Raw genomic sequence first — 19,525 nt, forward strand, 5'->3', positions numbered from 1 at the left:
CTATCAGAGTCTTTCTCGCTTGCTTTCCAGGTCCTTCGCTTTCGCGCTTTCCCTTTCCGGCGGTTCCGACTCTATCAGATCCTTTCGGGCCTGACTCCCGGTCAGCGGGATTTGCGTTCCGGGCTGTTGGGCCCTTCCGGCGAGTGAGACAGTAGCGGATTCCTTGCCCCCGAAGCCAATCGGCGGCTGCGTCCTGGAACGCGGATTCCTCATTCGCAAATACGCATGAAAACGAGCCGACGGAGTGCGTCGTTCGTTCGAATGTGTGGTGCGGGATGGCTGTCCGGGGACCGACCGGGGTCGGCGCTCACGTCGGACAACTCGAAGAACCTTACGGATCGGGCACACCTGTGTCAACCCCCGGCTGACCGGCGGGCGACCGGCCAGGAAACTTCACGCGCCGCTCATGTCCCCGGGTCTACGCTGGCCCCCATGACTACGCATGCGCTCACGCTCAGCCTCCGCTGGTGGGCCGCCTGACGGCGGCCGACCTTCCACGCGAGCACGCATGCGCTCACGGCCGCCGCCACGGCGGCCGTTTCTGTTTCTCCCCTCCCGGGAGTGGCTCGGTCGCCCGACGCGGTGGCCGCGGGACACACCACCACTCACCACCCACAGGGAGAGCAGCAGACATGACGAGGATCTTCAGCGGGATCACGCCGTCCGGACACCTGACGCTGGGCAACTACCTGGGGGCCCTGCGGCAGTGGGTCGCGGCCGAGCACGCGCCCGCCGACGCGCTGTTCTGCGTCGTGGACCTGCACGCGCTCACCGTGGAACACGATCCCGCCCGGGTGCGGCGGCTGACGCGGCAGGCCGCGACCCTGTTCCTCGCCGCCGGGCTGGATCCGCGGCGGTGCACCCTCTTCGTGCAGAGCCACGTCCCCGAGCACACCCGGCTGTCCTACCTGCTGGAGTGCACCGCCACCGACGGGGAGCTCCGGCGGATGATCCAGTACCGGGAGAAGGCGGCGAAGGCCGAGGCGTCCGGTCAGGGCGTACGGCTGTCGCTGCTGACGTACCCGGTGCTGATGGCGGCGGACATCCTGGCCTACGCGGCGGACGCGGTGCCGGTGGGTGAGGACCAGCGTCAGCACGTGGAGCTGACCCGGGACCTGGCGGTGCGGTTCAACCAGCGGTACGGGCAGACCTTCACCGTGCCCCGGGCGACGCTGCCGGCCGTGGGGGCGCGCGTCATGGACCTCCAGGACCCGACTTCGAAGATGGGGAAGTCCAGTGCGAACGGCGCCGGGGTCGTCTATCTGCTGGACGAGCCGGAGGTGATCACCCGGAAGTTCATGCGGGCCGTCACCGACAGCGGGGACGGCGGGGTGGTCTACGACCGGGCCGCGCGGCCCGGGGTGGCGAACCTGCTGGACGTCCTGGCCGCCTGTACGGGCGGAGAGCCGGAGAGGCTCGCCGAGGGGTACGCGCAGTACGGGCCGCTGAAGCGGGACGTCGCCGAGGCGGTGGTGGAGCTGCTGCGGCCGCTGCGGGAGCGGCACGCGGCGCTGGCGGGCGATCCGGGCGAGGTGGAGCGGGTGCTGCGCGAGGGGGCCGGCCGGGCCCGGGCGATCGCGGCGCCGGTGGTGGACCGGGCGTACGGGGCCATCGGGCTGCTGGCTCCGTGAAGGGGAGGGGCGGCCTGGCAGGCCCGGCAGGCCCTGCGGCATGTGGGCCGCCCCTCCTTCTCCGCGTCAGCTGTTGCCGGTGGCGAGTTCGCGGCTGCGGTCGCGGGCCGCTTCGAGGGCGGCGATCAGGGCCGCGCGTACGCCGTGCTTCTCCAGCTCGACGATGGCGTTGATCGTCGTACCGGCGGGGGAGGTGACGGCTTCGCGGAGCTTGACGGGGTGTTCGCCGCTGTCGCGGAGCATGACGGCGGCGCCGATGGCGGCCTGGACGATGAGGTCGTGGGCCTGGGCGCGGGGCAGGCCGAGGAGGATGCCGGCGTCGGTCATGGCTTCGACGAGGAAGTAGAAGTAGGCGGGTCCGGAGCCGGAGAGGGCGGTGGCGGCGTCCTGCTGGGACTCGGGGACGCGCAGGGTCTTGCCGACGCCGCCGAAGATCTCCTCGGCGTGCTGGAGGTGGGCGGCGGTGGCGTGGCTGCCGGCGGAGATGACGGACATGGCCTCGTCGACGAGGGCGGGGGTGTTCGTCATGACGCGGACGACGGGGGTGCCGGGCGCGAGCCGCTCCTCGAAGAAGGCGGTGGGGATGCCGGCGGCGCCGCTGATGACCAGGCGGTCGGCGGGGACGTGGGGGGCGAGCTCTTCGAGGAGCTTGCCCATGTCCTGCGGCTTGACGGTGAGGATGAGGGTGTCGGCGCGCTTGGCGGCTTCGGCGTTGGAGACGGGCTCGACGCCGTAGCGGGTGCGGAGTTCCTCGGCCCGCTCGGGGCGGCGGGCGGTGACGAGCAGTTTGGCGGCCGGCCAGCCGCCGCGGATCATCCCGCTGAGCAGGGCCTCGCCGATCTTGCCGGTACCGAGGACTGCGACTGTCTGGGTCATGCCCGATTCACCTCGCCGAACGAACCTTCAGGACGTACGCCCTCATCCTTGCACCCGTGCGGGTCGCGGCGAGGGGGTGTCCGCTCCGTGGTCAGGGTGTGCGGCGGCGGAGGGTGGCGGCTCCGAGGGCGAGGACGAGGAGGGCGCAGCCGGCGACGACGGCCGTGTCGCGGACGAAGTCGGCGGTCATGTCGGTGTGGGTGAGGACCTGGGTCATGCCGTCGACGGCGTAGGACATGGGCAGGGCGTCGGAGAGGGCGTCGAGTGCGGGCTGCATGGTGTCGCGGGGCGCGAACAGGCCGCACAGGAGCAGCTGCGGGAAAATCACGGCCGGCATGAACTGGACGGCCTGGAACTCGGAGGCGGCGAAGGCGGAGACGAAGAGGCCGAGGGCGGTGCCCAGGAGGGCGTCGAGGAGGGCGACGAGCAGGAGCAGCCAGGGGGAGCCGACGACGTCGAGGCCGAGGAGCCAGAGGGAGAGACCGGTGGCGAGGAGGGACTGGGCGACGGCGACGGCGCCGAAGGCGAGGGCGTAGCCGGCGATGAGGTCTCCCTTGCCGAGCGGCATGGCGAGGAGGCGTTCGAGGGTGCCGGAGGTGCGTTCGCGGAGGGTGGCGATCGAGGTCACGAGGAACATCGTGATGAGGGGGAAGATCCCGAGGAGGGACGCGCCGATGCCGTCGAAGGTGCGGGGGCTGCCGTCGAAGACGTAGCGCAGCAGGGTGAGCATCAGTACGGGGACCAGCAGCATCAGGGCGAGGGAGCGCGGGTCGTGGCGGAGCTGCCGCAGGACGCGGGCGGCGGTGGCGAGGGTGCGGGCGCCGTTCATCGCCGGGCCTCCCTGATCGGTTCTTCTCCGGCTCGGGCGTTGGCTGCGTCGACGAGGCGGAGGAAGCCTTCCTCGACGGTGGCGGAGCCGGTGCGGGTGCGCAGGGCTTCGGGGGTGTCCTGGGTGAGGATGCGGCCGTCGCGCATGAGGAGCAGGTCGTGGCAGCGCTCGGCCTCGTCCATGACGTGGGAGGAGACGAGGATCGTGGCGGCGCGGCGGGCGGTGATGTCGTGGAAGAGGTTCCACAGGTCGCGGCGGAGGACGGGGTCGAGGCCGACGGTGGGTTCGTCGAGGACGAGGAGTTCGGGGGCGCCGAGGAGGGCGACGGCGAGGGAGACGCGGCTGCGCTGGCCGCCGGAGAGGTTGCCGGCGAGGGCGGTGGCGCGGCTGGTGAGGTCGACGTCGGTGATGGCCCGTTCGACGGTGGCGCGGCGGCGGGCGGCTGCGGTGCGGCCGGGGTCGAGGACGGCGGCGAAGTAGTCGAGGTTCTGCCGGACGGTGAGGTCGTCGTAGACGGAGGGTGCCTGGGTGACGTAGCCGATGCGGGAGCGGAGTCCGGGGTGGCCGGCGGGGCGGCCGAGGACGTCGAGGGTGCCGGTGACGTGGGCCTGGGTGCCGACGACGGCGCGCATGAGGGTGGATTTGCCGCAGCCGGAGGGTCCGAGGAGGCCGGTGATGCGGCCGCGGGGGACGGTGAAGGCGATGGCGTCGAGGACGGTGCGGGGGTGGCGGCCGGTGCCGCGGCGGACGGTGAGGCCGTGGGCGTGGACGGCGGGAGGGGGCGGCTCCTCCGGCTGGTTATTCATCATGTGATGAATAATGCTCCCGGCTGTGCCGGGGCGTCAATGAGGACGGCGTACGAGGGATCCCCGGGCGGGGGCGAGGAGCCGGGGCGCGGGCGGAGGGCCGGGGGAGCGCGTTACTTCTTGCGCTTGGGGCGGCGCGCGGCCGGGTTGCCCGTACGGGCGCTGCGGCGGCGGTCGGATTCGGCCACGGCGCGCTCGTACTCGGTGCGGTGGAGCTTCTCGCCGGGGGCCTCGGTCAGGCTGCGCAGGAAGTACGCGAGGAGGGAGCCGATGAAACCGATCGTCTTCAGGCCCTTGAGGGCGGCCTCGTCGGACGACGGGCGCGGCCGGCGGCCGAAGGACTCCCAGGTCTTGGCGAAGGCGATGGCGCTGGAGATCGCGAAGAGCACGACGACGGAGATGCTGAGGAAGGCGCCGACGTCGCCGATCTCCAGGCCCTCGTAGGCCAGGCGGAGCAGGTAGGCGCCGATGACGGCGGCGGCGAGCGACCCGGCGGCCACGCCGGCGCGGCGCAGGGCGTAGCCGTTGTCGTGGTTCACCCAGGTGGTGCCGAAGAACCGGATCGGCTCGGGCTGCGGGCCGGCGGCCGGTCCGGCGGCGGCCGGTCCGGCGGGCGTGTTCTCGTCTCGCTGCTGCTCGTCGTTCACACCGGCGATTATCCCCCGGCGGGCCGGACCCGCCGGGGGTGTCTCGCGTGGCGGAACGGTGACCGGGCCGGGGCCGGGTCAGCCGCAGCGGGGGGCGACGTACCCGTCCGTGCCCGTCTTCACGTAGGCGTCGGACACGAAGCGGCCGTTGCCGATGCAGTCCCACAGGTCCGTGGTGCCGTACGGGCCGGACACGGTGGTGCCGGGGCACTGGCAGCGGATGGTGACGTAGCCGCCGACGGGGATGGCGTCGATGATCGCGTAGTTGGTGCCCGGTCCGCTGCGCACGTTCACCCGGTATCCGGGCGCGGTCGGGAAGGTGGGGCCGGCGTCACCGGCGAGGCTCTGCACCTGGCTGGAATCGTTCTCTACGGACATGTGAAATCTCCCCCCATGGGTGTTGCTCTGCGCAACGCGCGCAGGGCAGCAAGCCCTTGGATGTTCCCACGGGCCATCGACTAGGCTCCGGCGGGGGTGGTGAGCGGTGCGGTCGCTGCACGCGGACTACGCCGGGTTTCCGGAATACGCCGGTCAGTACCGGCTCGAATCCGTGCTCGGCTCCGGCGGCATGGGCGTCGTCCACCTGGCCACCTCCAGCTCCGGGCTGAAGCTCGCCGTCAAGGTCGTGCACGCCCAGCACGCGGTGGATCCCGAGTTCCGGGCACGGTTCCGGCAGGAGGTCGCGGCCGCGCGGCGGGTGAGCGGGGCCTTCACCGCCCCGGTGGTGGACGCGGACCCGGATGCCGAGCGGCCCTGGATGGCCACCCTCTTCATCGACGCCCCGACCCTGTCCGAGCGGGTACGGGAGCACGTGCTCGACCCCGTCGAGCTGACCCGGCTCGCCGCCGGGCTGGCGGAGGCCCTGCGGGACATCCACCGCGCCGGGGTGGTGCACCGGGACCTGAAACCGAGCAACGTGCTGATGGCCCCGGACGGGGTCCGGGTGATCGACTTCGGCATCTCGCGCCCGGCCGACAGCGACCTGCGCACGGAGACGGGGAAGCTGATCGGGACGCCGCCGTTCATGGCGCCGGAGCAGTTCCAGCGGCCGCGGGAGGTCGGGACGGCCGCGGACGTGTTCGCGCTGGGCGCGGTACTGGTGCACGCCGCGACCGGGCGCGGGCCCTTCGACTCCGACAGCCACTACCTCGTCGCGTACCAGGTCGTGCACAGCGAGCCCGATCTGACGGGGCTCCCGGCCCGGCTCGTGCCGATCGTGGCCCGCTGCCTGGCGAAGGATCCGGCGGAGCGGCCGACCGCCGAGGCGCTGATCGCGGAGATGCGCGCCGTCGCGTACCCGACCACCACCGAGGACACCCAGGCGTTCATACCGCAGCCGCGCAGGCCCGTCGCGGTGCGGGAGGAGGTCACGCACCAGCGGCAGCGGATCCCCGCGGACCAGCCGCCCCCGCGCCGCCGCCGGCGCGGGCCCGCGCTGCTGGCGGCCGGGATCGGCGTGCTGCTCGCGGCGGGGGCGGCGGGGGGCTGGCTGTGGTGGGGCCCCGGTGCCGGGGCGCCGGAGCAGCCGGCCGCCCACGCGTCGGGCGGGCCCGGCGGGGCCGGCGGGTCCGGCAAGGGCTTCGCGCCGTGGGCGACCCCGGCGGGCGCGCCCCCGATGTCCTGCTCGGCCGGGGCCGGCGGCCTGTTCTGCTCGGGGCGGGGGGTGGCCGCCACCCGCCTCGACCCCGCCGACGGCTCGACGGGGTGGACGGTCCACGCCAACACCCCGAGCCAGGGCGTGACGGCCGGCAGCGCGCCCCTGCACGCGGGCGGGCTGGTCCTCGTGGTGGCACCCGGCAGCGAACTGCTCCGGGCCCTGGACCCCGCCACGGGTGCGGAACGCTGGCAGCGGAAGCTGCCCGGCGGCACCCGCGTGGTCACCGCGGGCCCGTACGCGCTGACCGTGGCGGCGGGCGGCGCCGTCACCGGCCTCGACGCCGCGAGCGGAGCCCAGCGGTGGACGCAGCGCATCGGCGGTACCGGATCCGTGTGGTGGGGCGGACCCGGGGCGTCCGGAGCACCGGTGCTCCACGTGGCGTCGGTGGACGCCGACGGCAGGTCGACGCAGCTGACGGAGGTCGATCCCGCGACCGGGGGCGTGCGGTGGCAGACGCGGGCGTCCGGACACCTGCGGCCGCTCGGAGTGGCGCGCGGAGCCGTACACCTGCTGGAGAGCGACTCGGGTGACAAGGCGGTCGGGGTCGTGCGGGTCAACGCGGCGACCCGCACCGTGCGCCGGGTCCAGCTGTCGGCTCCGCTGTACGAGGCGGACGCGACCGTGGGGACCGACGGAACGGTGTACGCCTTCGGCACCAGGGGCGGGCTCGTGGCGGTCGGCCCCGAGAAGGAGCAGTGGCGGCTGGAGACGGGTGCGGCGTTCGCGTCCCGGCCCGTCGCCGCCGACGCCCGCGTCTACCTGACGTCGTCGGACGGGAGACTGCTGGCCGTCGATGCCGCCGCCGGCAGGCTCCTGGGCCAGACCAGACCCCGGATGGCCGCCGCCCAGGGCACCTTCGCCGCCACCCTCCCCGCCCCCGTCGTCGCCGACGGCCGCGTCTACGCCTCCGCCCCCGACGGGACCGTCTTCGCCCTGGAAACGCGGAACCCCGCCGGGTGGTGAGCCACTCCGGCGGGGTCGCCCGTCAGTACGGGCCCTGGGGGGTGTTGCCCCCTAGCCGAGCTTCGTGACGTCGCGGACCGCGCCCTTGTCGGCGCTGGTGGCCATCGCCGCGTACGCGCGCAGGGCCGCGGAGACCGTGCGCTCGCGGTCCTTCGGGGCGTAGACGCCGCCGAGGGCCGCGTGGCGGGCGGCCAGCTCCTCGTCGGAGACCAGCAGCTCGATCGAGCGGTTCGGGATGTCGATGCGGATCCGGTCGCCGTCCCGGACGACCGCGATGTCGCCGCCCGAGGCCGCCTCCGGGGAGGCGTGGCCGATGGACAGGCCCGAGGTGCCGCCGGAGAAGCGGCCGTCCGTCACCAGGGCGCAGACCTTGCCGAGGCCGCGGCCCTTGAGGAAGGAGGTCGGGTAGAGCATCTCCTGCATGCCGGGGCCGCCGCGCGGGCCCTCGTAGCGGATGACGACGACGTCGCCCGGCTGGACCTCCTTGCGGAGGATCTTGTCGACGGCCTCGTCCTGCGACTCGCAGACGACCGCCGGGCCCTCGAAGGTCCAGATCGACTCGTCGACACCGGCCGTCTTGACGACACAGCCGTCGACCGCGAGGTTGCCGCGCAGGACGGCGAGGCCGCCGTCCTTGGAGTACGCGTGCTGGACGGAGCGGATGCAGCCGCCCTCGGCGTCGAGGTCGAGGGTCTCCCAGCGCTCGGACTGGGAGAAGGCGGTCGCGGAGCGCTTGCAGCCGGGGGCGGCGTGCCACAGCTCCATGGCCTCCTCGGTGGCCGTGCCGGAGCGGGCGTCCCACTTGGCGAGCCAGTCGTCCAGGCCCTTGGAGTGGACGGTGCTGATCTCCTTGTTCAGGAGTCCGCCGCGGTGCAGCTCGCCGAGGATGGCGGGGATGCCGCCGGCGCGGTGCACGTCCTCCATGTAGTAGGTGCCGCCGGGCGCGACGTTCGGCGCGACCTTGGCCAGGCAGGGCACGCGGCGCGAGACGGCGTCGATGTCCTTGAGGTCGTAGTCCAGGCCCGCCTCCTGCGCGGCGGCCAGCAGGTGCAGGATCGTGTTCGTCGAGCCGCCCATGGCGATGTCGAGGGCCATGGCGTTCTCGAAGGCCTCGCGGGAGGCGATGTTGCGCGGCAGGACGGACTCGTCGCCGCCCTCGTAGTAGCGCTTGGTGATCTCCACGACCGTGCGGCCGGCGTCCTCGTACAGGGCGCGGCGGGCGGTGTGCGTGGCGAGGACCGAGCCGTTGCCGGGCAGGGCCAGGCCGATGGCCTCGGCGAGGCAGTTCATGGAGTTGGCGGTGAACATGCCCGAACACGAACCGCAGGTCGGGCAGGCGTTCTCCTCGATGCGCAGGACGTCCTCGTCGGAGACATTCTCGTTGGAGGCGTCGACCATGGCGTCGATCAGGTCCAGCTTGCGGACGGTGCCGTCGACCAGGGTCGCCTGGCCGGCCTCCATCGGGCCGCCGGAGACGAAGACGACCGGGATGTTGAGGCGCAGCGCGGCCATCAGCATGCCGGGGGTGATCTTGTCGCAGTTGGAGATGCAGATCAGGGCGTCGGCGCAGTGCGCCTCGACCATGTACTCCACGCTGTCCGCGATCAGGTCGCGGGAGGGCAGGGAGTACAGCATGCCGGCGTGGCCCATGGCGATGCCGTCGTCGACGGCGATCGTGTTGAACTCGCGCGGGATCGCGCCGGCGGCGCGGATGGCGTCCGAGACGATGCGGCCGACGGGCGCCAGGTGGGTGTGGCCGGGGACGAACTCGGTGAAGGAGTTGGCGACCGCGATGATCGGCTTGCCGATGTCCTCGCTCGCTACGCCCGACGCGCGCATCAGCGCACGAGCGCCTGCCATGTTGCGGCCGTGGGTGACGGTGCGGGACCTCAGCTCGGGCATGCGGTTTCACTCCCCATGAGTGCGGCTGTACGCGATCAGCCGCGACTGCGGATATGGCTCGGTTACGAGGCTACGCCCACCGCCCGCGATCCGGACACCTCGTCCGGATGCCGGGACGGGCGGGTCACTCCTCGGTCAGGTAGCGCTGCAGCGTTGGAGCCACCAGGGCGACGATGCTCTCCTGATCGGCGGACGCCAGCGGCTCGACCCGGACGACGTACCGCAGGATCGCGATGCCGACCATGTGCGAGGCGGCCAGCTCGGCCCGGAACGTCGGATCCGGGACGTCCAGATCGGCGGCGATCCGCTCCAGCAGCCGGCGCAGCACCAGCGTGCGCAGCACCTTCGCGGCGGCCTCGTGCGTCAGCGCCGACCGGATCACGGCGAGCAGCGGCGCCCGCGTCACCGGGTTCTCCCACACCCCGAGGAAGTAGCGGACGAGCCGCTCCCCGATGCCGTCGGGGCCCTCGCCGAGGATGGCCGGAACCACGAGGGCGGGCTCCAGGCTCACCTCCACGGCGGCGGCGAACAGGTCGTCCTTGCTGCCGAAGTAGTGGTGCACCAGCGCCGGGTCCACCCCGGCCACCTTCGCGATGCCGCGCACGGACGTCTTGTCGTACCCGCGCTCCGCGAACACCTCACGGGCGGCGAGCCGGATCCGCTCCTGGGTGCCGGGGCCCTCGTCCGCCTCGTCCTGGCGCGGCCGGCCGGGGCCGCGCCGCCGCTTCACGGGCTCGGTCACCGGCGCCCGGCCGGCTTGGCGAGGTGCGCCCGCGTGAAGGCCAGCGCCTCGGCGAGATCGGCCTCGCGCTCGGCGGAGGACATCGCGCGCCGCGTGTTGACCTCGATGACCACGTGTCCGTCGAAGGAACTCCGGGCCAGCCCCTCCAGCAGCTCGGCACAGGGCTGCGTACCGCGCCCGGGGACGAGGTGCTCGTCCTTCGCCGAGCCGTTGCCGTCGGCGAGGTGGACGTGGGCCAGCCGGTCACCCATCCGGTCGATCATCGCGGTGGCGTCGGTCCGGGCGGTGGCGGTGTGCGACAGGTCGACGGTGAAGTGCCGGTAGTCGTCCTTCGTCACGTCCCACTCGGGCGCGTACGCGAGCATCTCGCGGTCCCGGTACCGCCACGGGTACATGTTCTCGACGGCGAACCGCACATCCGTCTCGTCCGCCATCCGCCAGATCCCGCTGACGAAGTCCCGCGCGTACTGCCGCTGCCAGCGGAACGGCGGGTGAACCACCACGGTCGACGCGCCCAGCCGCTCGGCCGCCGACCGCGCCCGCTGGAGCTTGGTCCACGGATCGGTCGACCACACGCGCTGGGTGATCAGCAGACAGGGGGCGTGCACGGCGAGGATCGGCACCTGGTGGTGGTCCGACAGGCGGCGCAACGCCTCGACGTCCTGGCTCACCGGGTCCGTCCAGACCATGACCTCCACCCCGTCGTACCCGAGACGGGCGGCGATCTCGAAGGCGGTCGCCGTGGACTCCGGGTAGACGGAGGCGGTTGACAGGGCGACCTTCGGGGTCCGGCTGTTCGGAATACGGAGCGGATCTGCCACGGTGACAGATTACGGGGCCCCTCCCCGGCGGAACGTACGTGGCGGCACTTTCGTCATACTTTTCGAATGGAAACCGGGATGATGGCCGAAGCCCGCCGCTGGCTGGCCGCCCAGGGCGTGGTGGAAACCACCGACGGCTGGACGGACACCGACCACCCGGGCCGGCTCTTCACCGCGAACGACATAGCCCACTCCCGCTCCGCCGAGGTCTTCACGGACGACGACCTCACGGAGACCGCCCAGGCGGACATGGCCTTCGGCCTGCTGGAACTCCTCGACGCGTACTGGATCACCTGCGAGATGCGCTTCACGTTCCACGGCGACCTGTACGGAGGCCCGCGCCCCACGGCCCCCCTCTGGAACGGCTACCGCGCGGCCCTGGAAGGCGAACGCGACCCGGAACAGGTTCGCTACTCCCTCTGGGTCGACTGGTTCGAGGACCGCACCACCTCCGCCACGGCCTTCGCGGAGGTCCTGGGCGACGACATCGAAGCCATCACGGCATCCCCCACCCCCGCCACCCTCCGCCGCGCGTCCCGCGTCCTCGCCGACTCGGGCCCGGTCCCGTGGGACGCCAAGCGCGCCACCTACACGACGGCGGCCCGCCTCCCCGCCCTCCACGAGCCCCTCTTCCGGGCCCTCCGCGCGAGCTACCACGACCTCTACGGCGACCTCCACCCCGCCGAAGCCCTCACCCTCCTCGACACCCTCCCCCTCTCCCCGACGACGGAACACCTCCCCCAACTCCGCACGGTCCTCGCGGCGGGCCACACCAACCACCGCCACAACCCACAGGCGTGGCAAGCGGCGGGCACGGCGCACGGCGCCGACGGCGGCACGGGAGCTACGTCGTCCAGGGCGAGCGCGTCGAAGACCCCGCCGAACGCGACCAGCTCGACCATCTGACCCCGGGCGAGGGCGCGGTGACCGTCCCGCGGGAACTGCTCGCCAACTTCGGCGCGAGCCGGCCACCGAAGGCCAGCGCTGCCTGCTCGACAACGCCCGCCGCAACCGGCCCGTCGGCGAGGACATCCGACTGAACGACGGCCACACACCCCCGAAGCCGAGCGCCGGAGACTTCACCTCGTCCGTCTCGGCCCCCGACACCGGGGGACGGATCCTCACCCCGTTCGGCACGGCCTACAGCAACGCCGGTCTCCTGGACCTCACGGTCGACGGGGACGGGGGCCACGCCGGTTCATCGGTTCCTCCGCGTACATGTGGGTGCGCGCCGAGCGCCCTGCCGTCGCCCTCCGCGTCCCCGACGAATCGACCACCCGCAGATCACCGGTCGACCCGGCCCAGGTGCTCTCCGGTGGTCGCGCCCGGGTGCTCCGCAGGTGGGTCTGGGGGCCCGGGTGCCCGGCGGGCCGGCGCCCAGCCCCTCCCGCATCGCTGACGGACCCGCTCCTGCCTCTCCTGCCCCGTGACCGTTCTTCTGGGGGCTTCCCGGCAGTCTTTCGGCTTTCCGGGGCGGGACGGCCTGTCAAGGGTCGCCGAAGGCGATCACGAAGTGACGCGACCGAAGGGAGCGCCCTTGACAGGCCGGCACGACACGGAACGACGATGGGACTGACGGGAAACCCCCAGCCCCTCCCCAACCCGGCCCAAGGGGCCACCGCCCCCTGACCCACCCACCCGCACCCGGGGGCGGGTGGGCAGCCACCGCCCGGCCCCGGGGGGTCGAGGGGGAGATAGCGGGCCCGCGCCGGAGGTCGCGTACGCCTACGGCAGGTGGTCCAGGCGGCGGAGGATGACGCCCTCGCGCAGGGCCCAGGGGCAGATCTCCAGGTCGTCCACCCCGAACAGGTCCATCGCCGCCTCCGCCACCAGCGCGCCCGCCAGCAGCTGGGCCGCGCGGCCCTCCGAGACGCCCGGGAGCGCGGCGCGCTCGGTCGTGGTCATCGCCGTCAGGCGGGGGACCCACTCCTCCAGGGACTTCCGCGTCAGGTCCCGCTGCACGTACAGGCCGTCGGCCTCGCGGGCCGCGCCCGCGATCCGGGCCAGCTGCTTGAAGGTCTTCGACGTCGCCACCACGTGGTCCGGCGCCCCGAAACGGCTGAACTCGCCGACCGACCGCGCGATCTGCGCCCGCACGTGCCGCCGCAGCGCCTTCACGTCCGCCGGGTCCGCCGGGTCGCCCGGGAGCCAGGCCGAGGTGAGGCGGCCCGCGCCCAGCGGCAGCGACACGGCCGCGTCCGGGTCCTCGTCGATGCCGTACGCGATCTCCAGCGAGCCGCCGCCGATGTCGAGGACCAGCAGCTTCCCCGCCGACCAGCCGAACCACCGCCGGACCGCCAGGAACGTCAGCCGGGCCTCGTCCTCGCCGCTGAGCACCGGCAGCTCGACGCCGGTCTCGGCCTTGACCCGGGCGAGGACCTCGTCGGCGTTCGGGGCTTCGCGCACCGCGCTCGTCGCGAAGGGGAGCACGTCCTCGCAGCCCTTGTCCTCGGCGGCCTGCACGGCGTCGGCGATCGCCGAGACGAGGCGTTCGACGCCTTCCGGGCTGACCGCGCCGTGCTCGTCGAGGAGCTCCGCGAGCCGCAGCTGCACCTTGTGCGAGTGCGCGGGCTGCGGGCGCGCGCCGGGGTGCGCGTCCACCACCAGCAGATGGATCGTGTTCGAACCCACATCAAGGACACCGAGTCTCATACGGGAAACGCTACTGGGCCGAACGCGGAACGGTGGAGGAAGGGGCGCTTAGGCTGGGCTTGTGCCAAATACGAAGAAGGCCGGCAAGAGCAAGACCGAGACCAAGAAGAACAAGGTGTCGGACGAGAAGGGGCTCGACTTCCCCCGGGCCTGGGTGGAGTTCCCCGATCCCGCCGACGAGGAGCAGGTCTTCCGCTGCGACCTGACCTGGCTCACCTCCCGCTGGACGTGCATTTTCGGCAGCGGTTGCCAGGGCATCCAGGCGGGCCGGGCCTCCGACGGCTGCTGCACCCTCGGGGCGCACTTCTCCGACGAGGACGACGAGAAGCGGGTCGCCGAGCACGTCGCCCGCCTCACGCCGGAGCTGTGGCAGTTCCACGACGTGGGCAGCGAGTCCGGCTGGACCCAGCTCGACGACGACGGGGAGAAGCAGACCCGCCGCTGGGACGGCGCCTGCATCTTCCTGAACCGGCCCGGTTTCCCGGCCGGCGCGGGCTGCTCCCTGCACATCCTGGCGCTCCGGAGCGGCCAGGAGCCGCTGGAGACGAAGCCGGACGTGTGCTGGCAGCTGCCCATCCGGCGGACGTACGACTGGATCGACCGGCCGGACGACACCCGCGTCCTCCAGGTGTCGATCGGCGAGTACGACCGGCGCGGCTGGGGCCCGGGCGGCCACGACCTGCACTGGTGGTGCACGTCGGCGACCTCGGCGCACGGTGCCGGTGAGCCGGTGTACGTGTCGTACCGGGCGGAGCTGACGGAGCTGATGGGCAAGGAGGGGTACGGGGAGCTGGTGAAGCTGTGCGAGGCGCGGCTGGCCTCGCTGCTCCCGATGGCCCCGCACCCGGCGGACCCGGCGTAACGAACGCCCCGCCCCGCCCCGCCCCGCCCAGGACCCTCCTCGGCCCGCACCCGCCCGAAGCCCCCCTCACCTCACCCGCCCGATGCCCCCGGGTCGGGGGAAACCGTTCCTCCTGGTGGCGGCGCCGGGGTCGCGGTGTCCGTCGGGGTGGGGGTGGGCGGCGTCGGTGTCGGGTCCGGGTCGGGCGGGGTCGGTGTGGGCGTGGGGTCCGGAGCGGGCGGGGTCGGAGTCGGGGTCGGGGTGGGTTCCGGGGCCGGCGGGGTCGGCTCGGTGGTGGGGGCCGGGCGGCCGCGGCCGTGCAGGGAGATCACCGCGCCGCCGGGGTCGACGCCGACGCGGGCCGTCCAGGCGCCGACGGGCTGGGCGGCGGTGTCGACGGTGATCCGGAGGGTGACCGATTCTCCGGGGGCGAGGGTGCCCGCGGTCTGGCTGGCCCGCAGCCAGGGCGCGTCCGACCAGAGCCGCCAGTCGACCGGGCTCCCGCCGGCGGCGGTGAGGGTGAGCAGGGTGGTCGCGCCGCGGGTGGTGGCGGCGACGGTGAGGCGGCCCGGGGCGCCGGGGCCGTCCGCCTCGGGGGTGGCGGGGGCTCCCGCGCTGATGACCCGGACGGAGACGTCGGGTGCTTCGCTGCCGGGGGCGAAGCCGGGCTCGCCGGTGGTGTGGGCGGTGTTGCCGGGGTTGTCGTAGGCGGTGAGGGGGCGGCCGGCGGCGTACGGGGGCGGGATCTTCGATTCGCTGGCCGAGATCCGGGTGCCCTCGCCCCCGACGGGTTCGCCGGTGGCGGGTGCGCCCCGGTACGCGGCCCACAGCGCGAGTACGGGCGCCGCGACGACGGTGGCCACGACGGTGGTGGTCACGGCCCGGGCCCGGAGCCGGTCGCGGCGGGCGGCGCGGTCCTTGGGGTCCATGGGGAAGCCGGTCCGGTCGAAGCGCAGGCCGGGGCGGCCGCCGCGGCGGCGGCCGGAGCGCAGCATGGCGGCGTGGACGGCGGTGCGGGGGGCGGGGACGAGGGGGAGGGCCGCGTTGATGCCGCCGGAGCCGGGCCAGGGCGCGCCGGCGCCGACGCGTTCGGCGACGCGGCGGCAGCGCGGGCAGTCGTCGACGTGGCGGACGAGCTCGGCGCGCAGGGTGGTGGACAGCAGGACCTGGCCGTCGCCGTCGTCGCCGGTGATGCGGGAGACGGCTGGACAGTTGGCGGTCTCGACGACGGCGAGGGCGGCGCGGGTGCGTTCGACCTCGCAGGCCGCGCCGGCGAGCAGGTCCCCGGCGCTGGCGGGGGCGGTGCCGAGGACGGCGGCGAGTTCCGTGACGGCGAGGCGGTGGCGGACGGCGAGTTCGAGGGCCTCGCGCTGCTCGGGGGTGGTGCCGGCGGCTTCGGGCCAGGCGAGCCGGGCGAGCTCGGTGCGGCGGTACGCGCTCACGTCGAGCGGGCGGTGCGCCTGGGGCGCACGGTCGGGGTCGATGTGCCCCGGCGTGCGCCGGGCGGAATGCGCCCCCTGCCGCACGCGCCGCTGCTCGGCCAGCCGGCGCAGGCAGGCCCAGCGGGCGAGGGCGTACAGCCAGGCCCGCCTGTCGCCCTCGTCGGGACATCGGCCGGGGTGCCGCTCGGCGACGGCGAGGACGTCGCCGAGCACGTCGGTGGCGGCATCGTGGTCGCACAGGACCGACAGGCAGTACGTGAAGAGCCCGTCGAGGTAGGGCTCGTGCCGCAAGGGCGGGGGCTCCGGCGCCGGCGCGGGGAACTCGAACGCCACGGTGTCCCCGGCAGCACCACGGCCGGCACCCGCCCCGGCAGCACCACTTGCACCGCCGGCACTACCCACACCGCCTCCGGCGCCACCCCCGCCCCCGGCAGCACCACCGGCACCACCGGCACCACCCGCACCACCGGCACCCCCCGCACCGGCCGCCTCCCCTACCCCAAAGGACGCACCACCGGCAACAGGCGTATCCCCCGCCCCGCCCGTCCCACCTGCCGGACCCGTCCAGTCCGCTTCGGGCGTGCGCCTGTGCGCCGGGTGTGCGCCGGTGCGCGATACGGGGTCTCCCTGGTCGCTGCTCTTCACTCGGCGAACCGTAGGCGGCACGCCGGTAACGCTCCGGAAGCCTTCCGGGGTTTTAGCCCTTAAGGGTGAACAGATCGCCACTCCGCTGACAGCGGCCCTGACGACGGGCCGCACCGGTTGTCGGTGGCGGCGGCTACCGTGGGCCGCATGGCTGCCCGTACCTCTCGCCCGTCCGCCAAGGACCGGCCCTCCTACCGCTGCTCCGAGTGCGGCTGGACCACCGCCAAGTGGCTCGGCCGCTGCCCCGAATGCCAGGCGTGGGGGACCGTCGAGGAGATGGGCGCGCCCGCCGTGCGCACCACCGCGGCGGGCCGCGTCTCCGCCGCCGCGCTGCCCATCGCCCAGGTCGACGGCAAGACCGCGACCGCCCGCAGCACCGGGGTGGACGAGCTGGACCGCGTCCTGGGCGGCGGCCTCGTCCCCGGCGCGGTCGTGCTGCTGGCCGGCGAGCCGGGCGTCGGCAAGTCGACGCTGCTGCTCGACGTCGCGGCGAAGGCGGCCACCGGGGACCACCGCACCCTGTACGTCACCGGCGAGGAGTCGGCGAGCCAGGTGCGGCTGCGGGCCGACCGGATCAACGCCCTCAACGACCACCTGTACCTCGCCGCCGAGACCGACCTGTCCGCCGTCCTCGGCCACCTCGACCAGGTCAACCCGTCCCTCCTGGTCCTGGACTCCGTACAGACCATCGCCTCCCCCGAGATCGACGGCGCCCCCGGCGGCATGGCCCAGGTCCGCGAGGTCGCGGGCGCCCTGATCCGCGCCTCGAAGGAGCGGGGCATGGCCACCCTCCTCGTCGGCCACGTCACCAAGGACGGCGCCATCGCCGGCCCCCGCCTGCTGGAGCACCTGGTGGACGTGGTGCTCAGCTTCGAGGGCGACCGGCACGCGCGGCTGCGCCTGGTGCGCGGCGTGAAGAACCGTTACGGGGCCACCGACGAGGTGGGCTGCTTCGAGCTGCACGACGAGGGCATCACCGGGCTCGCCGACCCCAGCGGGCTGTTCCTGACCCGGCGCGCCGAGGCGGTACCGGGCACCTGCCTGACCGTGACCCTGGAGGGCAAGCGCCCGCTGGTGGCCGAGGTGCAGGCGCTCACCGTCGACTCGCAGATCCCCTCCCCGCGCCGCACCACCTCCGGCCTGGAGACCTCGCGCGTCTCGATGATGCTGGCGGTGCTGGAGCAGCGCGGCCGGATCACCGCGCTGGGCAAGCGGGACATCTACAGCGCGACCGTGGGCGGGGTGAAGCTGACGGAGCCGGCGGCCGACCTGGCGATCGCGCTGGCCCTGGCCTCGGCGGCGAGCGACGTGCCGCTGCCGAAGAACCTGGTGGCCATCGGGGAGGTCGGCCTGGCCGGCGAGGTGCGGCGGGTGACCGGCGTCCAGCGGCGGCTGGCCGAGGCGCACCGGCTGGGGTTCACGCACGCGCTGGTCCCGGCGGACCCGGGGAAGGTGCCGGCGGGGATGAAGGTGACCGAGGTGGCGGACATGGGAGACGCGCTGCGGGTCCTGCCGCGCGGGCGTTCGCGTACGCCGGCCAGGGAGCGGGCGGCGGCGGAGTAGGACCCCGGCGGGGGCCCGTCGGGGGCCAGTCGGCGGAATCCATCCCTCCGCAGCCGGGTCCAGCGGCAGGTCAGCGGCCCGCCGGGCCCCGACGGCGTCCGGACGACGGCCTGACGGGAGCCGGACGGGGCGCCCGGCGGGGGTACCCCGACGGCCGGGCCGCGGGGCCCGTACGGGCCCTCCTGGCGGCGGTACGGGCCAAGCCCCGGCGGGCGCGCAGCGTGCGCCGGTAGACTTTGTGCTGGTCCGCCCGGCCGTACGCGGCGGCGCAACCCGCGACCGGAGGAGTGCAGTGGCAGCCAAGGACGGGGCAGCAGCACCCGGGAAGTCCGGCGCGAGCTCCAAGCACGAGGCGTTGATGCGCGCTTCGCTGAGCGCGGTCGCGCCTGGTCAGCCCCTGCGCGACGGGCTGGAGCGGATCGTCCGCGGCAACACGGGCGGCCTGATCGTCCTCGGCATGGACAAGGCCGTCGAGGCGATGTGCACCGGCGGCTTCGTGCTGGACGTGGAGTTCACCGCGACCCGGCTGCGCGAGCTGTGCAAGCTCGACGGGGCGCTCATCCTCGACAAGGACATCACCAAGATCCTGCGGGCCGGCGTACAGCTGGTGCCCGACGCGTCGATCCCGACGGAGGAGACGGGCACCCGTCACCGCACGGCGGACCGCGTCTCGAAGCAGTGCGGTTTCCCGGTGGTGTCGGTGTCGCAGTCGATGCGGCTGATCGCGCTGTACGTGGACGGGGAGCGGCGGGTCCTGGAGGAGTCCGGGGCGATCCTGTCGCGCGCGAACCAGGCCCTCGCCACGCTGGAGCGGTACAAGCTGCGGCTGGACGAGGTCGCGGGCACCCTGTCGGCGCTGGAGATCGAGGACCTGGTCACGGTCCGCGACGTCACCGCCGTCGCGCAGCGGCTGGAAATGGTTCGCCGGATCGCCACGGAAATCGCCGAGTACGTGGTCGAACTGGGCACGGACGGACGACTGCTGTCGCTCCAGCTGGACGAGCTGACGGTCGGCATCGAGCAGGAGCGGGAGCTGGTGATCCGGGACTACGTTCCGGAACCGACGGCGAAGCGTTCCCGCACGGTGGAGGAGGCGCTGCCGGCGCTGGACGCGCTGACGCATCCGGAACTGCTGGAGCTGGCGATCGTGGCCCGGGCCCTGGGGTACACGGGCTCGCCGGAGACCCTGGACTCGGCGGTGTCGCCCCGCGGGTACCGGCTGCTGGCGAAGGTGCCGCGGCTGCCGGGGGCGATCATCGAGCGGCTGGTGGAGCACTTCGGCGGGCTGCAGAAGCTGCTGGCGGCGTCGGTGGACGACCTCCAGACGGTGGACGGGGTCGGGGAGGCGCGGGCGCGGAGCGTCCGGGAGGGACTGTCCCGCCTGGCGGAGTCCTCGATCCTGGAGCGCTACGTCTAGACGAGTAAGTCCGAAGTGCTGGTCAGTGGTCGTAGGCGATCAGTGACCTGGTGACCGGGCGTCCGTCGGCTCGGTTGTGCCAGATGGCTGC

16 protein-coding genes are annotated in these 19,525 nt (G+C 73.7%); 6 read left to right on the forward strand and 10 right to left on the reverse strand.

Annotated features, from left to right (window positions below):
- Positions 1-632: 632 nt before the first annotated feature.
- The gene (gene trpS, locus AC069X_RS36825; RefSeq protein ID WP_478735873.1) at positions 633-1,631 is read left to right on the forward strand and encodes a tryptophan--tRNA ligase; all 999 of its coding nucleotides are present in this window, start codon (positions 633-635) and stop codon (positions 1,629-1,631) included.
- Between the two features lie 66 nt (positions 1,632-1,697).
- Here the strand turns inward: trpS and proC are convergent, their stop codons facing one another.
- From proC to AC069X_RS36850, 5 genes are all read right to left on the reverse strand, one after another.
- Positions 1,698-2,507: a pyrroline-5-carboxylate reductase gene (gene proC, locus AC069X_RS36830; RefSeq protein ID WP_478735875.1), complete on the reverse strand. Its 810-nt coding sequence runs from the start codon at positions 2,505-2,507 to the stop codon at positions 1,698-1,700.
- Positions 2,508-2,598: 91 nt separating this feature from the next.
- Positions 2,599-3,336: an ABC transporter permease gene (locus AC069X_RS36835; protein WP_478735877.1), complete on the reverse strand. Its 738-nt coding sequence runs from the start codon at positions 3,334-3,336 to the stop codon at positions 2,599-2,601.
- Positions 3,333-4,145, reverse strand: coding sequence for an ABC transporter ATP-binding protein (locus AC069X_RS36840; RefSeq protein WP_478735879.1), 813 nt, complete (start codon positions 4,143-4,145; stop codon positions 3,333-3,335). The genes AC069X_RS36835 and AC069X_RS36840 overlap by 4 nt, the downstream gene beginning before the upstream one ends.
- Before the next feature lie 110 nt (positions 4,146-4,255).
- Entirely contained in the window at positions 4,256-4,789 is a 534-nt protein-coding gene (locus tag AC069X_RS36845; protein WP_478735881.1) for a hypothetical protein, read from the reverse strand.
- 78 nt (positions 4,790-4,867) lie between these two features.
- Positions 4,868-5,167, reverse strand: a complete 300-nt coding sequence (locus AC069X_RS36850; RefSeq protein ID WP_478735883.1) for a peptidase — start codon at positions 5,165-5,167, stop codon at positions 4,868-4,870.
- A 106-nt stretch (positions 5,168-5,273) separates the two neighbouring features.
- Here AC069X_RS36850 and AC069X_RS36855 point away from each other — a divergent pair, with 106 nt between their 5' ends.
- Positions 5,274-7,409, forward strand: coding sequence for a serine/threonine-protein kinase (locus tag AC069X_RS36855; RefSeq protein WP_478735885.1), 2,136 nt, complete (start codon positions 5,274-5,276; stop codon positions 7,407-7,409).
- A gap of 51 nt (positions 7,410-7,460) precedes the next feature.
- On the opposite strand, the gene ilvD is transcribed toward AC069X_RS36855, so the two are convergent.
- From ilvD to AC069X_RS36870, 3 genes are all read right to left on the reverse strand, one after another.
- On the reverse strand, positions 7,461-9,311 hold the full coding sequence (gene ilvD, locus AC069X_RS36860; RefSeq protein ID WP_478735887.1) for a dihydroxy-acid dehydratase: 1,851 nt from the start codon (positions 9,309-9,311) through the stop codon (positions 7,461-7,463).
- 124 nt (positions 9,312-9,435) lie between these two features.
- Positions 9,436-10,053, reverse strand: coding sequence for a TetR/AcrR family transcriptional regulator (locus AC069X_RS36865; protein ID WP_478735889.1), 618 nt, complete (start codon positions 10,051-10,053; stop codon positions 9,436-9,438).
- Positions 10,050-10,874 (reverse strand): sugar phosphate isomerase/epimerase family protein, encoded by an 825-nt coding sequence (locus AC069X_RS36870; protein ID WP_478735891.1) that lies wholly within the window; start codon positions 10,872-10,874, stop codon positions 10,050-10,052. The genes AC069X_RS36865 and AC069X_RS36870 overlap by 4 nt, the downstream gene beginning before the upstream one ends.
- Before the next feature lie 66 nt (positions 10,875-10,940).
- Here AC069X_RS36870 and AC069X_RS36875 point away from each other — a divergent pair, with 66 nt between their 5' ends.
- Positions 10,941-11,780, forward strand: coding sequence for a hypothetical protein (locus AC069X_RS36875; RefSeq protein WP_478735893.1), 840 nt, complete (start codon positions 10,941-10,943; stop codon positions 11,778-11,780).
- Between the two features lie 819 nt (positions 11,781-12,599).
- On the opposite strand, the gene AC069X_RS36880 is transcribed toward AC069X_RS36875, so the two are convergent.
- On the reverse strand, positions 12,600-13,526 hold the full coding sequence (locus tag AC069X_RS36880) for a Ppx/GppA family phosphatase (RefSeq protein WP_478735895.1): 927 nt from the start codon (positions 13,524-13,526) through the stop codon (positions 12,600-12,602).
- 61 nt (positions 13,527-13,587) lie between these two features.
- Between AC069X_RS36880 and AC069X_RS36885 the strand changes: the two genes are divergently transcribed.
- Positions 13,588-14,388 carry a DUF3109 family protein gene (locus AC069X_RS36885; RefSeq protein WP_478735897.1) on the forward strand — a complete coding sequence of 267 codons (801 nt, stop codon included), beginning with the start codon at positions 13,588-13,590 and terminating at the stop codon, positions 14,386-14,388.
- A 71-nt stretch (positions 14,389-14,459) separates the two neighbouring features.
- On the opposite strand, the gene AC069X_RS36890 is transcribed toward AC069X_RS36885, so the two are convergent.
- Positions 14,460-16,211 (reverse strand): RNA polymerase sigma factor, encoded by a 1,752-nt coding sequence (locus AC069X_RS36890; protein ID WP_478735899.1) that lies wholly within the window; start codon positions 16,209-16,211, stop codon positions 14,460-14,462.
- Positions 16,212-16,601: 390 nt separating this feature from the next.
- Between AC069X_RS36890 and radA the strand changes: the two genes are divergently transcribed.
- Together radA and disA are read left to right on the forward strand one after the other, a co-directional pair.
- Positions 16,602-18,017: a DNA repair protein RadA gene (radA, locus tag AC069X_RS36895; protein WP_478735901.1), complete on the forward strand. Its 1,416-nt coding sequence runs from the start codon at positions 16,602-16,604 to the stop codon at positions 18,015-18,017.
- Between the two features lie 292 nt (positions 18,018-18,309).
- Positions 18,310-19,434 carry a DNA integrity scanning diadenylate cyclase DisA gene (gene disA, locus AC069X_RS36900; RefSeq protein ID WP_361607860.1) on the forward strand — a complete coding sequence of 375 codons (1,125 nt, stop codon included), beginning with the start codon at positions 18,310-18,312 and terminating at the stop codon, positions 19,432-19,434.
- The last annotated feature ends 91 nt before the right edge of the window (positions 19,435-19,525 follow it).

It is taken from the genome of Streptomyces sp. NPDC043896, from assembly GCF_056435605.1.

Coding starts and splice junctions, on each gene's coding strand:
- AC069X_RS36835 (WP_478735877.1), bottom strand. CDS start 3,336: ATGAACGGCGCCCGCACCCTCGCCACCGCCGCCCGCGTCCTGCGGCAG.
- AC069X_RS36850 (WP_478735883.1), bottom strand. CDS start 5,167: ATGTCCGTAGAGAACGATTCCAGCCAGGTGCAGAGCCTCGCCGGTGAC.
- ilvD (WP_478735887.1), bottom strand. CDS start 9,311: ATGCCCGAGCTGAGGTCCCGCACCGTCACCCACGGCCGCAACATGGCA.
- proC (WP_478735875.1), bottom strand. CDS start 2,507: ATGACCCAGACAGTCGCAGTCCTCGGTACCGGCAAGATCGGCGAGGCC.
- AC069X_RS36875 (WP_478735893.1), top strand. CDS start 10,941: ATGGAAACCGGGATGATGGCCGAAGCCCGCCGCTGGCTGGCCGCCCAG.
- radA (WP_478735901.1), top strand. CDS start 16,602: ATGGCTGCCCGTACCTCTCGCCCGTCCGCCAAGGACCGGCCCTCCTAC.
- trpS (WP_478735873.1), top strand. CDS start 633: ATGACGAGGATCTTCAGCGGGATCACGCCGTCCGGACACCTGACGCTG.
- AC069X_RS36880 (WP_478735895.1), bottom strand. CDS start 13,526: ATGAGACTCGGTGTCCTTGATGTGGGTTCGAACACGATCCATCTGCTG.
- AC069X_RS36840 (WP_478735879.1), bottom strand. CDS start 4,145: ATGATGAATAACCAGCCGGAGGAGCCGCCCCCTCCCGCCGTCCACGCC.